Raw genomic sequence first — 13,451 nt, 5'->3', positions numbered from 1 at the left:
CGCCGCGCCGGCGCCACCACGGCTGCGGCGCGGCGGGCGCCGGCAGCACGGCGAGGGCGACGGGCGGGTACCACGGCACCTCGGGGGCGCTGCCGTCGCCGGTGACCGGCAGCCCGGCGGTGGCGCCGGTGTACCGCGCCGGGGTGGTGGGCGTGGCGATCGGCGTCGTGGGGAAGGGCTCCCAGCGGGAACCGCTGTGCCGGGTGTCGTCGTTCACGGGGTCTCCTGCTCTGTCGGGCCGGCACCACCGTCGACGGCGCGGCTGGAACGAGGCGGGAGACCGGCTGGACGTCCGCTGTGCGATCCGCCCCACCCTCCGGCCGGCGCGCCCATCTCCGGGTTCGGGCGCACCGGCAGGCCCGGGAGAGCGCCCGAACCCGGAGACGGGCGGACCAGCAGGAGGGGGCGCACCAGCGGGAGCGGCGCGCGCCCCCGTCAGGCCGGGACGTCCGCGGGCAGGCTCGCCGCCAGCGGCGTCGTGAGCGCGGCGTACGCGTCGGGGCGGCGGGTCTGCAGGAACGGGAACAGCGTCAGCCAGTCCCGCCGCTGGTCCAGGTCGAGGTCGGCGACGAGCACGGCGTCGGCGTCGCGGGGCGCCTCGGCGAGCACCCGGCCGTAGGGGTCGGAGATGAACGAGGAGCCGTAGAACGTCACGAGCCCCTCGTCGCCCCAGCGGTTGGGCACCACCATGAACGTGCCGTTGGTGATGCCGTGCCCGACGATGACGTGCCGCCACAGCGGCGCGGTGTCGAACTCCGGGTGCCCGGGTTCGGACCCGATGGCCGTGGGGTAGACGAGCACCTCCGCGCCGGCCAGCGAGTACGCCCGCGCCACCTCCGGGAACCACTGGTCCCAGCACGTCGGCAGCCCGAGGCGGGCGTCGGGCGCGGAGCCGTCGCCGGGCAGGTCGACCACGGGGAAGGGGTCCTCCCCGGCCGGGCCGGGCCGGAAGTAGCGGTCCTCGTAGTAGCCCTCGGTGCGGGGGATGTGCAGCTTGCGGGTGCGGCCGAGCAGCGTGCCGTCGGGGCCGACGAGGACCGCGGTGTTGTAGCCGAGGCCGTCGTCGCCGGGGGCGCGCTCGAACAGGGAGCCGTGCACGGCGACGCCGGTGTCGCGGGCGACCTCGGCGAGGAAGGTGCGGGTCGGGCCGGTCGCGAGGTCCTCCGCGGTGGCGTCGGCGGCGGTGTCCGGCCGCACGTCGGCGGGGTAGCGGGACAGGGTGAGCTCCGGCAGGCACACCAGGCGGGCGCCGGCGCGGGCGGCGGTGGCGATGCCGTCGCGCAGCACCGCGCGGTGCTCGGCGGGGTCGGCGTGCCAGCGGGTCTGCACGAGGCCGACGCGCAGCGGCTCGCGGGAGGGGCCGGTGGTGCGGGCGTGGGAGGTGCCGGGGGCGGCGGTGACGAGTTCCACGGGTTTCTCCTGGCGGGTGGTCAGTTCCGGGGGCCGGCGGGGGCGGCCGGCTGCTGCTGGGTGGTGCAGTGGACGCCGCCGCCGAAGCGGAAGACGTCGCGGGCGTCGACGGGCTCGATGCGCCGGCCGGGGTAGGCCTCGGCGAGGACGGCGGCGGCCGCGGCGTCGCGGGGGTCGTCGAACGCGCAGAGGGCGACGAACCCGTTGCCGACGTAGTGGTTGACGTAGGAGAAGTCGACGAGCTCGCCGTCCACCTCGGTGGTCAGCGGCGCAAGCAGCTCCACGACCTGCAGCCGCCGGCCGCGGGCGTCGACGGCCTGCCGCAGGATCTCGGTGACCTCGGCGCTCACCGCGTGGTCGGGGTGGCCGGGGTCGGTCTGGGTGTGCACGGCGACGACACCCGGGCGCAGGAACGTCGCGACGATGTCGACGTGCCCGCGGGTGCCGAACTCGCCGTAGTCGGCGGTGAGCCCGCGCGGCAGCCAGATCGCGGCGCTGGTGCCCAGGCGGGCGTGCACCTCGGCCTCGACCCGCTCCTTCGTCCAGCCGGGGTTGCGGTCGGGGTCGAGCTGCACGGTCTCGGTGAGCAGCACGGTGCCCTGCCCGTCGACGTGGAACCCGCCGCCCTCCTGCACGAGGTCGGAGCAGCGCACCGCCACCCCGGCCAGGTCCGCGACGCGGCGGGCGAGGCGGGCGTCGCGCTCCCACGCCGCCCAGGACTGCTGCCCCCAGCCGTTGAACACCCAGTCGACGGCCTCGACGCGGTCGCCGGCGCGCACGAACGTGGGGCCGGAGTCGCGCAGCCAGGCGTCGTCGAGGGGCACCTGGTGCAGCACGACCCGGGGGTCGAGCGCCTCCCGCGCGGCCGCGGCGTCCTGCGGGGCCACGAGCACGCTGACCGGCTCGTGGCGGACGACGGCGGCGGCGATGCCCGCCCAGGCCCGGCGGGCGTCGGCCAGCGACGGGCTGCCCTCCTCGCCGAAGGTGGCGTTCGCGGTGGGGAACGCCATCCAGGTCCGCTCGTGCGGGGCGGACTCTGCGGGCATGAGGGTCCGCGCGCCCGCGGCGGGCACCGGGCCGGCGGCCGGGTCGGTGGTGGGGTGCGCGGTCACGGGAGCTCCTCCGGGGACGGGACGGGTGCGGGTTCGCCGGCGACGCCCCGCCGCAGCCCCTCGCCGCGGAAGAACCCGGGCCGGCGGCGGGCGGTGAGCAGCATGAGCACCACCCCGAGCAGCAGCAGGCCGACGCCGAGGACGAACACCAGGCCGAGGCCGAACAGCTCCGTGCCGCTGCCGTAGGCGGGGTCGCGGGAGTCGAGCAGCGTGGTGACGAACAGCGCGGCGAGGATCAGGCCGCCGGCTCCCGGCGCGAGCAGCGTCACGACCAGGTCGCGGGCGCTGGCGAACCACCGGCCGCGGAAGTACCAGACGCAGGCGAAGGCGGTGAGCCCGTAGTAGAAGCAGATCATCATGCCGAGCGTCGCGATCGTGTCCCACAGCACCGCCTGGCTGAGCAGGTGCATCGCCACGTAGAACACCGACGTGATGACGCCGGCGGCGATCGTGGCGTAGCCGGGCGTGCGGAACCGGCGGGAGATCCCCGCGAACCGCGGCGAGATCGCGCCGTAGTGGCCCATCGCGAGCAGCGTGCGGGCGGGCGAGACGAACGTCGACTGCAGCGAGGACGCGGAGCTGACGAGCACCGCCAGCGACATGAGCACCGCGAGCGGGCCGAGGACGGGACCGCCGAGGGCGACGAACACGTTGCCCTGGATGTCGGCGTTGGCCAGGCCGATGCCCTCCTCCCCCAGGCCGGCGAAGCTGATCGTCGCGACGGCCACCACGAGGTAGAGCGCGGCGATGAGCACGACGGTGACGGTGGCGGCGCGCCCGGGGGTGGCGCGGGCACCCTTCGTCTCCTCCGACATCGTCAGGACGACGTCCCAGCCCCAGAAGATGAAGATGGACAGCGACAGGCCCGCGGCGAACGCGGAGAACGTGGGCACCGCGGTCGGGTCGAACCAGGACAGCTGCACCTCGGTGGCGTCGAACGCGCTGCCGTCGGCGACCCGCCACAGCGCGGCACCGGCGAACAGCAGCAGCGCGAGGACCTGGAACCCCACGAGGACGTGCTGCAGCCGCTGCTGGGACTCCACCCCGCGGTAGGACACCAGCGTCGCCAGCGCCACGAACACCACGCAGGTGGCGACGTTCACGACGGGGTTCGCCGTGAGGTCGGCGACGGCGGGTGAGGAGAACAGCTGCGACAGCAGCAGGTAGAAGAAGTCGACCGCGACGGCGGCGAGGTTGCTGAGCACCACGACGTTGGCGACGAGCAGCCCCCAGCCGGCCAGCCAGCCCACCCACGGCCCGAACGCGCGCACCCCCCACGTGAAGGAGGTGCCGCTGTCGGGCATCGCGGCGTTCAGCTCCCGGTAGCCCAGGGCGACGAGCAGCATCGGGACGAACCCGGCGAGGAAGATGGCCGGCAACTGCGGGCCCACCTCCGCCACCGTCGGGCCCAGCGCGCCGGTGAGGGTGTAGGCCGGTGCGATGCAGGCGATGCCGACGACGACGGACCCGACGAGGCCGACGACGCCGGAGCGCAGCCCCTTGCCCGACACGCCCGGCCCGGCCGGTGCCGTCCCCTCCGCGGCACCGGCCGCCACGTCGCTGCTCACGACGCGCGCGCCTGGTCGGTGGCGGCGGTGGTGGTGGTGGCGGCGAGGATCGCGTCGGCGACCTCGCGGCCGACGCGGATGCCGCCGTCGACGTGCTGGAACCCCTTGCCGGCGAGGTCGCTGGAGGCGAAGTGCACCGGGCCCACGGGCACCCGCTGTGCCGCGCCGTAGCGGGACAGGCCGCCGAGGTCGAAGCTGGTGGCGTAGGCGCCGCGGGTCCACTCCTCCGCCGCCCAGTCGCTCTCGTAGTACACGACGGGCGTCAGGGCCTCGGCGCCGTAGTACGCGGCCAGCGACTCCAGGACCCGCTGCTTGCGCTCGGCCGCGCCGAGGCCGAACAGGGCGTCGGCCCGCACGTCGGAGGCGAACCCCACGAGGATGCCGCGCCCGTCGCCGTGGTTCGAGTTGTCGTACGCCTCGTGCACGACCTGGTAGGGGCTGAACGCCGTGCCGGACAGGCCGGCCTCCCGCCAGAAGGGGCGCTCGTAGACGGCGTGCACCTTGATGACGAGGCCGAACGACTGGTGCTGGTGGGCCTGCTGCACCAGCCGCGGCAGCGCCGGGGAGAACCCGATGCGCGGGTACAGCACCGGCGGCACCGCGACCACGGCGAAGCGGGCGGCGACGGTGCGGTCGGTGGTGTGCACGACGACCCCCTCGCCGCGCTCGTCCCACTCGACGCGGTGCACCGGGCGCTCCAGCAGCACCGCGTCGCCGAGCTCGGCAGCCAGCCGCAGCGGCACCTGCTGCAGGCCGCCGACGACGCGCTTGTCGAGGATGAAGTCGGCGTCGACGAGGTGGCTGAAGCTGCCGGCGCTGGCGGCGAAGAACAGCGCCTGCAGCGCGGAGAACGCGTGGGACGGCTTCGTCATCATCGCCTCGGCGATGAACAGCGAGACGTTCTCGCGGGCCTCGGCGTCGGAGGTGTGCTGGCCCAGCCAGTCCCAGAAGGAGATCGAGTCCAGCTCGGTGGCCCGCGGGTGCGCCCACGGGGCCTCGGGGTCCACCTCGGCGGCCCGGGCGTCGATCACCTCGATGAGCCGCTCGATCTCGCGCTGCGTCTTCTCCGGGGCGGGGAAGATGTCGCCGATGAAGCGGCGCGCGGTGCCGTCGGGGCCGACGTAGACGCTGTCGCCGTCGCGGAACCGGGAGAACGTCTCCAGGCCCAGCTCGGCGAGGGTCTCGATCAGCGCGTCCTGGTCCGGGGAGACCCACTGGCCGCCGATCTCCAGCGGTACGCCGTCGACGACGTCGGTGTGCAGCCGGCCGCCGACGCGGTCGCGCGCCTCCAGGACGCGCACGGACAGCCCGGCGCGGCGCAGGCGGGTCGCGGCCGTGAGGCCGGTGACGCCCGCGCCGATGACGACGACATCGGTGCTCTCGGTGAACATCCTCGTTCCCTCGCTCCCGGGTCCCCGGGGATCGTGGTGCTGGTGCATTCCTGCTGCTCCGCTGCTGCCGGCGGGGTGGCCCGCCGCCTCAGCGGTGGGCGCTCATGACGTGCTTGACGCGGGTGTACTCCTCCAGGGAGTAGGCGGAGAGGTCCTTGCCGTGGCCGGACTCCTTGAAACCGCCGTGCGGCAGTTCCGCCGCCAGGGGGATGTGGGCGTTGATCCACACCGCGCCCGCGTCGAGCTCCCGGGAGTATCGCACCGCCGTGGCGTGGTGCTGCGTCCAGACGCTGGCGGCGAGGCCGTAGCGCACGCCGTTGGCCAGGCGCAGCGCCTCCTCGTCGGTCGCGAAGGGCTGCACGGTGACGACGGGCCCGAACACCTCCTCCTGCACGATGGCGTCGTCCTGGCGCACCCCGGTGACGACGGTGGGTGCGTAGAAGAACCCGCGGCCGGGCAGGCGGTGCCCGCCGGTGACGACGGTGGCGTGCCCGGGCAGCGCGGCCACCGCCGTCGTGACCGCGGCGAGGTGGCGGGCGCTGTTGAGCGGCCCGTACCCGGGGCGGATCCGGCCGCCCTCGTCGACGGCGGTGCGGTGGGCGGCCGCGGCCAGCTGCGCGACGAACTCGTCGTGGACGTCGGCGTGCACGAGGACGCGGGTGACGGCGGTGCAGTCCTGCCCGGTGTTGTAGAACGCCGCGTCGGCGATCTGCGCGGCGACGTCCGGCACGTCGACGTCGGCGTGCACGACGGCGGGCGCCTTGCCGCCGAGCTCCAGGTGCGAGGGGCGCAGCCGCTCGGCGGCGCTGTGCGCCACGGAGCGCCCGGCGCGGGTGGAGCCGGTGATGGCGACCATCGCGGGCACGGGGTGCTCGGCGAGCAGACGCCCGGTGGAGGCGTCGCCGAGGACGACGTTGAGCACGCCCGGCGGCAGCACGAGCGAGGCGACCTCGGCGAGCACGAGCGTGGAGGTGGGGGTGGTGTCGCTGGGCTTGAGCACGACGGTGTTGCCGGCGGCCAGCGCGGGCGCGACCTTCCACAGCGCCATCAGGAACGGGTAGTTCCACGGCGTCACCTGCGCGACGACGCCGAGCGGCTCGCGGCGGACGTAGGAGGTGAACCCCTCCAGGTACTCCCCCGCGGCCACCCCGTCGAGGCGGCGGGCGGCGCCGGCGAAGAAGCGCAGGTGGTCGGTGCCGGCGGCCACCTCGTCGTCGGCGACGAGGCGGCGCGGCTGGCCGGTCTCGCGGACCTGCGCGGCGACGATGCGGCCGGTGTGCTCCTCCAGCGCGGTGGCCAGGTCCAGCAGGTGGTGCTGCCGCGCGGCGGGGGTGGTGCGGCCCCAGGACCCGAAGGCGGCGGCGGCCGCGTCGACGGCGGCGTCGACGTCCTCGGCGACCGAGATCGGGGAAGTGGCGTGGACCTCCTCGGTGGCGGGGTCCACGAGGTCGAAGGAGCCGGTGCCGAACGCGTCGACGGGTTTGCCGTCGACGTGGTTGCGGCGGCGCTGCGGGGCGCTCACCGCGCCGGTCCCGTCGCGATCAGGGCGTACTTGGTCTCCAGGTACTCCTCGATGCCCTCGCTGCCGCCCTCGCGGCCGAGGCCGGAGCCCTTGGTGCCGCCGAAGGGCGCGGCGGCGTTGGAGACGACGCCGGTGTTGACCCCGGTCATCCCGCTGTCCAGCGCTGCGATCATCCGGTGCGCCCGGTCGAGGTCGCGGGTGTAGACGTAGCTGGCCAGGCCGTACTCGGTGTCGTCGGCCAGCCGCACCGCCTCCGCTTCGTCGGTGAACGTCGTGACGGCCAGGACGGGACCGAAGATCTCCTCCCGCCAGACCCGGGCGCCGGTCGGCACCCCGGCGAGCACGGTGGGCTCGAAGAAGCAGCCCGGGCCCTGCGGCGCCGAACCCCCGGTGAGCAGCTGCGCGCCCTGCGCCACGGCGTCGGCGACCAGCGCCGCGGCGGAGGCCACGGCGCGGTCGTCGATGAGCGGGCCGATGACGGTACCTGGGGCGGTGCCGGGACCGACGGGCATCGCGCGCACCGCCTCGGTGAGCCGGCGGGCGAACTCGTCGGCGACGTCGGCGTGCACGACGAACCTGTTGCCGGCGGTGCAGGCCTGCCCGGTGTTGCGGAACTTCGCCTGCAGCGCACCGGCCACGGCCGCGTCGAGGTCGGCGTCGTCGAACACGACGAACGGGGCGTTCCCGCCGAGCTCCATGGAGGTGCGCAGCACCCCGTCGGCGGCCTGCCCGAGCAGCGCCCGGCCCACGGCGGTGGAGCCGGTGAAGCTCAGCTTGCGCAGCCGCGGGTCGGCGATGACGGGGGCGCAGACCTCCGGCGAGCGGGTGGTGGTGACGACGTTGACGACGCCGGCGGGCAGGCCGGCCTCGGCGAGCAACTGCGCGAACAGCAGCGTCGTCAGCGGGGTGAGCTCGGCGGGTTTGACGACGGCGGTGCAGCCGGCGGCGAGCGCGGGGGCGATCTTGCGGGTGGCCATCGCGAGCGGGAAGTTCCACGGCGTGATGAGCAGGCACGGCCCGACGGGGCGCCTGGTGACGACGACGGTGCCGGTGCCCTCGGGGTTGGTCCCGTAGCGGCCGGGGATGCGCACGGCCTCCTCGGAGAACCAGCGCAGGAACTCCGCGCCGTAGCGCACCTCCCCGCGGGCCTCGGCCAGCGGCTTGCCCATCTCCAGCGTCATGAGGAGGGCGAACTCCTCCTCGCGCGCCAGCAGCAGGTCGAAGGCGCGGCGCAGCACCTCCGAGCGTCGCCGCGGCGGGGTCGCGGCCCAGCCGGCTGCGGCGTCGACGGCGGCGTCGAGGGCGGCCAGGGCGTCGGCGGCGGTGCCGTCGGCGACCTGCGCGAGCACCCCGCCGGTGGCGGGGTCGCGCACGTCGAACGTCGCCCGGCCGGTGGCGGGGCGCCAGGTGCCACCGACGAGCAGGCCGTGCGGCACGGCCGCCAGGACGCGGGCGGCGGCGTCGCCGGCCACGGGGGTTTCGGCCACGGGGGCCTCCAGGGGTTCGCAGACGGTGAGCTGGACGGAGGACTGGACGGGCGTGTGCTGGGCGTGGACGCGCGCCGTCACGGGTACAGCCCCCGCAGCCGGTGGGCTTCGGTGACGCGCTGCACCGCGAGGGCGGTGGCGGCGGCACGCAGCGTGAGCCCGCGCTGGGCGGCGCAGTCCACGACGCCGCGCCAGGCGGCGAGGATGCGCTCGGCGAGGCGGCGCTCCACCTCGTCCTCGCCCCACCAGTAGGCCTGGTTGGCCTGCACCCACTCGAAGTAGGACACGACGACGCCGCCGGCGTTGGCGAGGATGTCCGGCACCACCAGGACGCCGGCGTCGGCGAGCACGCGGTCCGCGCCGGGGGTGGTGGGGCCGTTGGCGCCCTCGACGACGACGCGGGCCCGCACCCGGGGGGCGTTGGCCTCGGTGATGACGCCCTCGACGGCCGCCGGCACGAGCAGGTCGACGTCCAGCTCCAGCAGCTCGGCCGCCGGCACCGGGTCGGCGCCGGCGAAACCCGGGACGCCGCCGGTGGCGTCGACGTGCGCGGCGAGCGCCTCCACGTCGATCCCGCCGGCGCGGTGCACGGCGCCGTACTGGTCGCTGACGGCGACCACGGCGGTACCGGCCTGCGCGAGGAACCGGGCGGCGTCGCGGCCGACCTTGCCGAAACCCTGCACGGCGGCGCTCGCCCCGGCCGGGCGGATCCCGCGCTGCCCCAGCGCCGCGAGCGCGACGTGGACGACGCCGCGGGAGGTGGCGCTGGCCCGGCCGAGGGATCCGCCGAGGGCCAGCGGCTTGCCGGTGACGATGCCGGGCACGGTGTGGCCCTGCGTCACGGAGTACGTGTCCATGATCCACGCCATGGTGCGCTCGTCGGTGCCGATGTCGGGGGCGGGGATGTCCTTGTCCGGCCCGATGACCGGCAGGATCTCGCTGGTGTAGCGGCGGGTCAGCCGCTCCAGCTCGGCCTCGCTGTGCTCGCGCGGGTCGATGCGGATGCCGCCCTTGGCGCCGCCGTAGGGCACGTCCAGCAGGGCGCACTTCCACGTCATCCACATCGCCAGCGCCCGCACCTCGTCGAGGGTGACGTGCGGGCTGTAGCGCAGGCCGCCCTTGGCGGGACCGCGGGAGAGGTTGTGCTGCACGCGGTGCCCGACGAACAGCGACACCGAGCCGTCGTCGAGGCGCAGCGGCACGTTGACGGTGATCTCCCGCCGCGGCGTGGCGAGCATCGCGAAGGTGCCCTCGTCGTAGCCGAGGTGGTCGACGGCCTCGGCCAGCTGCACGCGGGCGTCCTGCAGCGCGGTGCTGCCCGGCGCGGTGGACGCGGCGGTGGGTGCGGCAGCGGGGGCGGCGGTGGTGCTCACGACGCCGCCAGCGCGTCGGCGACGACGTCGAGGCCCTCGGCGAGCAGGTCCTCGCCGATGACGAGCGGGGGCAGGAACCGGATGACGTTGCCGTGGGTGCCGGCGCCGAGCACCACGACGCCCTGCCGGCGGGCCGCGGCGAGCACGCGGCCGGTGAGCGCGGCGTCCGGGGCCCCGGTGGCCGGGTCGACGAGCTCGATGGCGACCATCGCGCCGCGCCCGCGCACGTCCCCCACCCGGGGGTCGCGGCGGCGCAGCTCCTGCAGCCGGCCGAGCATGACGTCGCCGAGGCGGCGGGCGCGCTCGACGAGGCCGTCGCGCCGGTACGCCTCCAGGGCGGCCAGCGCCGCGGCGGTCGCGATCGGGTTGCCGCCGTAGGTGCCGCCGAGGCCGCCGGCCTGCGGGGCGTCCATCAGCTCGGCGCGGCCGGTGAGGGCCGCCAGCGGCAGCCCGCCGGCGATGCCCTTGGCCATCACGACGAGGTCGGGCACGACGCCCTCGTGGTCGCAGGCGAACATGTCGCCGGTGCGGGCGAAACCGGTCTGCACCTCGTCGGCGACGAACACGACGTCGTGGGCGCGGGCCCAGGCCGCCAGCGCCGGCAGGAACCCCGGCGCGGGCTCGATGAAACCGCCCTCGCCGTGGATCGGCTCGATCACGACCGCGGCGAGGTCCCCGGCGCCGACCTGCTTCTCCAGCAGGTCGATCGCGCGGGCCGCGGCCTCGGCGCCGCCGAGGCCGTCGCGGTAGGGGTAGGACGTCGGCACCCGCAGCACGTCGGGGGCGAAGGGCCCGAAGCCGGTCTTGTACGGCTGCGCCTTCGCGGTCATCGCGAGGGTGAGGTTGGTGCGGCCGTGGTAGGCGTGGTCGAACACCGCGACGGCGCGCCGGCCGGTGGCGGCGCGCGCGACCTTGACGGCGTTCTCCACGGCCTCGGCGCCGGAGTTGAACAGCGCGGTGCGCTTGGCGTGGTCGCCGGGGGTGAGGGCGTTGAGCGCCTCGCCGACGGCGACGTAGCCCTCGTAGCCGGTCACCATGAAGCAGGTGTGGGTGAAGTGCTGCACCTGCTCGGCGACGGCGGCCGCGACACCGGGGGCGGAGTTGCCCACGGAGGTCACCGCGATGCCGGAGCCGAGGTCGATCAGGGAGTTGCCGTCCACGTCGACCACCACTCCGCCACCGGCGGCGGCCGCGAACACCGGCATCGTCAGGGACACGGCGGCGGAGATGGCCTCCTGCTTGCGCCGCATCAGCTCCCGCGAGCGCGGGCCGGGGAGCTCGGTGCGCAGCTCGCGGCGCTGCGGCAGGGCCGGGCCGCCCTGCGGGGCGGTCGTCGCGGCGGTCGTCGCGGTCGCGGGCGGCGTCGCCAGTGGGGTCGTCATCGTCCCTCCAACGGGATCGGGGCCGCCTCGCGGGATCGGGTGCTCGCGGGAGCGGGTGGTCGACGACGCTAGGCAGCGCCTCCCCGGCCGGCACCTGCCGGAACGGCAGGGCGGGCGGGTGCCGCTGCCGTTCCGTCGGCTTGACGAGGTGCCCGCGAGATGGCTCAGCGCGGCGGGCCGGGCTCCAGGTTCAGCGCCGACAGCAGCGCCCACAGCTCCGCGCGGTCGGTGAACCGCTCGAAGTCGTAGCCCAGGACCTCCTGCAGCCGCTCGATGCGGGCGCGCAGGCTGTGCCGGTGCAGGCCGAGCTGGCGCGCCGCCGGCTCCCAGCGGCCGTGGTGGGACAGCCACACCGCCGCGTACCCCAGCAGGGCGCGGCCCTCCTCCTCCGCCAGCAGCCCCGCCAGCCGCTCGCGCGCCACCTGCCCGGCGTCGGCGCGCAGCAGGATGCCCAGCAGGCCGTTGTCCTCCGCCTCCGCCCGCCGCACGCCGCTGGCCCCCGGCCCGAGCTGCGCCGCGAGGCGGCGGGCCTGCTCCAGCGCCATCGCGGTGCGCGCGTACGGGGTGGGCGCCGAGGCCGCCGCCGCCACCCGGAGCCGGCGGCACAGCTCCTCCAGCCCCGCCACGTCGTCGGCGCCGGTCACCACGACGACGCGGTCGCCCGCGCGGGCGTGGAAGGGGCCGCCGGTCGCTGCGGCCCGCACGTCCAGGGCGTCCTCCACCCGCGCCGCGGTCCGGTCCTGCGGCACCAGGACGACGACGCGCACCGGCTCGGCGGGCAGCCGCTCCCCCAGCGCCTCCACCACCCGTTCGGCCGCGTCCAGCCGGTCCTCCAGCAGCAGCCGCAGCGCCTCCGCGCGCAGCACCCGCACCGCCCGGCGCAGGGTGCGGCCCTGCTCCAGGGACAGCTCCGCCAGCGCCACCACGCTCGTCACCACACCCCGCGCGGGTGCGTCGAGGTCGCCGTCGCCCACGACCGCCAGCACGCCGCGCAGCTGGTTGCGCCGCCCCAGGGTCTGCAGGTGCGCGAGCCGCTGCCCACCGGGTGCCGCGCCGAGGCCTGCGCTGGCGGTGGCGCGCTGGCCGCGGGTGAGCAGCGCGGCCACCGTCCCGGCCAGGGACGCGGCGTCGGCGGCCGGTGCGGGCGGGTGGGACTCCTCCAGCTCCCCCTCCCCGTTCCACAGCTGCACGGTGCGGCCGAGGTGCTCGGCGAGGGTGCGCAGCGCGCCCCGCAGCCCCTCCTTGCCCAGCGCGGCGGCCGACACGGCCCCCTGCGCGCGCAGCGCCCACGCGGTGCGGGCGCCCTCCTCGGCGGCGACGGCGTCGGCGACCCAGCGCACGACGGCGATGAACGGGGTGCGGTAGGGCACCTCCAGCAGCGGCAGACCGGCTGCGGCGCAGGCCGTCACCAGGGCGGCGGGGACGGTGGGCACGACGACGCCGGTGCCGAACCCCAGGGCGGGCACCCCCGCGCGCACCAGGCGTGCGACGTAGCCGTCGAACGCGTCGGCCCCGGGGCCGGTCGCGGGGTCGCCGGCGAACTGCGCGCCGGTGGTGAGCAGCGCCTGCCCGGCGGACAGGAACGGGGTGGGGTCGGCGAGGTCGGAGCTGTGCGCCCACGAGACGGGCGCGTCGAGCGCGTCCTCCGGCACGGTGGTGGGCTGGCGCAGGCCGAGCTCGGGCGCGCCGAGCAGCCGCCGCACGGTGGGGGGCACCGCCCCACGGTAGGCGAGGTGGCCGGCGGGTTCCGCCGACGGCCGGCCGGGCGGCTGACACCCCTGCTGCCCCTGACCCAGGACACGCCGTCGCAGCAGCGTCGCCGCACCGCGTGTCGCGTTGCAGCTGCAGCAGGGGTGTCAGCCGCCCGGCCGGCCCCCTCACCGCGGCAGCCGGTTCACGGCGTGGTCGCCGGTGGCCCACAGGTGCTGCACCGCGTAGGCGCGCCACGGCCGCCACGGCTCGGCGCGGCGGGTGAGCGCCCCGGGTGTCACCGGCAGGCCGAGGCCCCGGGCCGCGACCCGCACCCCGAGGTCGCCGGCGAGGAACGCGTCGGGGTCGCCGAGGCCGCGCATCGCGACGGTGCCCAGCGTCCAGGGGCCGATGCCGGGCAGGGCGGCCAGCCGGGCGAGGAATGCCGCCCGGTCGCCGGGGTCCGCGCCGGGTCCGGCGAGCGCCGCCACCACGGCCAGCACCGTCGCCCGCCGCG

9 protein-coding genes and 2 pseudogenes are annotated in these 13,451 nt (G+C 76.3%); all 11 read right to left on the bottom strand.

Annotation, left to right across the window (positions count from 1 at the left end):
• A pseudogene (locus ABEB16_RS01400) lies at positions 1-217 on the bottom strand (hypothetical protein); the annotation flags it as partial.
• Positions 218-435: 218 nt separating this feature from the next.
• Positions 436-1,410, bottom strand: a complete 975-nt coding sequence (locus tag ABEB16_RS01395; protein WP_345710488.1) for a nitrilase-related carbon-nitrogen hydrolase — start codon at positions 1,408-1,410, stop codon at positions 436-438.
• Between the two features lie 20 nt (positions 1,411-1,430).
• The gene (locus ABEB16_RS01390; protein WP_425560075.1) at positions 1,431-2,522 is read right to left on the bottom strand and encodes an agmatine deiminase family protein; all 1,092 of its coding nucleotides are present in this window, start codon (positions 2,520-2,522) and stop codon (positions 1,431-1,433) included.
• Positions 2,519-4,090, bottom strand: a complete 1,572-nt coding sequence (locus ABEB16_RS01385; protein ID WP_345710487.1) for an APC family permease — start codon at positions 4,088-4,090, stop codon at positions 2,519-2,521. The genes ABEB16_RS01390 and ABEB16_RS01385 overlap by 4 nt, the downstream gene beginning before the upstream one ends.
• Entirely contained in the window at positions 4,087-5,481 is a 1,395-nt protein-coding gene (locus ABEB16_RS01380) for a flavin monoamine oxidase family protein (RefSeq protein WP_345710486.1), read from the bottom strand. Before ABEB16_RS01380 ends, ABEB16_RS01385 begins: the two co-directional genes overlap by 4 nt.
• A gap of 88 nt (positions 5,482-5,569) precedes the next feature.
• Positions 5,570-7,003: an aminobutyraldehyde dehydrogenase gene (locus ABEB16_RS01375; RefSeq protein ID WP_345710485.1), complete on the bottom strand. Its 1,434-nt coding sequence runs from the start codon at positions 7,001-7,003 to the stop codon at positions 5,570-5,572.
• A complete protein-coding gene (locus tag ABEB16_RS01370) occupies positions 7,000-8,475 on the bottom strand; it encodes an NAD-dependent succinate-semialdehyde dehydrogenase (protein ID WP_345710490.1) in 1,476 nt (491 codons plus the stop codon). The genes ABEB16_RS01375 and ABEB16_RS01370 overlap by 4 nt, the downstream gene beginning before the upstream one ends.
• A 92-nt stretch (positions 8,476-8,567) precedes the next feature.
• The gene (locus ABEB16_RS01365) at positions 8,568-9,863 is read right to left on the bottom strand and encodes a Glu/Leu/Phe/Val family dehydrogenase (RefSeq protein ID WP_425560074.1); all 1,296 of its coding nucleotides are present in this window, start codon (positions 9,861-9,863) and stop codon (positions 8,568-8,570) included.
• Entirely contained in the window at positions 9,860-11,245 is a 1,386-nt protein-coding gene (gene gabT, locus ABEB16_RS01360) for a 4-aminobutyrate--2-oxoglutarate transaminase (RefSeq protein ID WP_345710484.1), read from the bottom strand. Before gabT ends, ABEB16_RS01365 begins: the two co-directional genes overlap by 4 nt.
• Before the next feature lie 164 nt (positions 11,246-11,409).
• Positions 11,410-12,960: a PucR family transcriptional regulator gene (locus ABEB16_RS01355; RefSeq protein WP_345710483.1), complete on the bottom strand. Its 1,551-nt coding sequence runs from the start codon at positions 12,958-12,960 to the stop codon at positions 11,410-11,412.
• A gap of 162 nt (positions 12,961-13,122) precedes the next feature.
• Positions 13,123-13,451: pseudogene (locus ABEB16_RS01350) on the bottom strand (DNA-3-methyladenine glycosylase); the annotation flags it as partial.

Origin of the sequence: Kineococcus glutinatus, from assembly GCF_039542765.1 — a bacterium.
Taxonomy (GTDB): Bacteria; Actinomycetota; Actinomycetes; order Actinomycetales; family Kineococcaceae; genus Kineococcus_A; species Kineococcus_A glutinatus.
This window is presented reverse-complemented; position numbering and strand designations above follow the sequence as displayed.

Bases quoted from the DNA above. Each gene is read 5' to 3' on its own strand.
- gabT (WP_345710484.1), bottom strand. From the start codon at position 11,245: ATGACGACCCCACTGGCGACGCCGCCCGCGACCGCGACGACCGCCGCG.
- ABEB16_RS01380 (WP_345710486.1), bottom strand. From the start codon at position 5,481: ATGTTCACCGAGAGCACCGATGTCGTCGTCATCGGCGCGGGCGTCACC.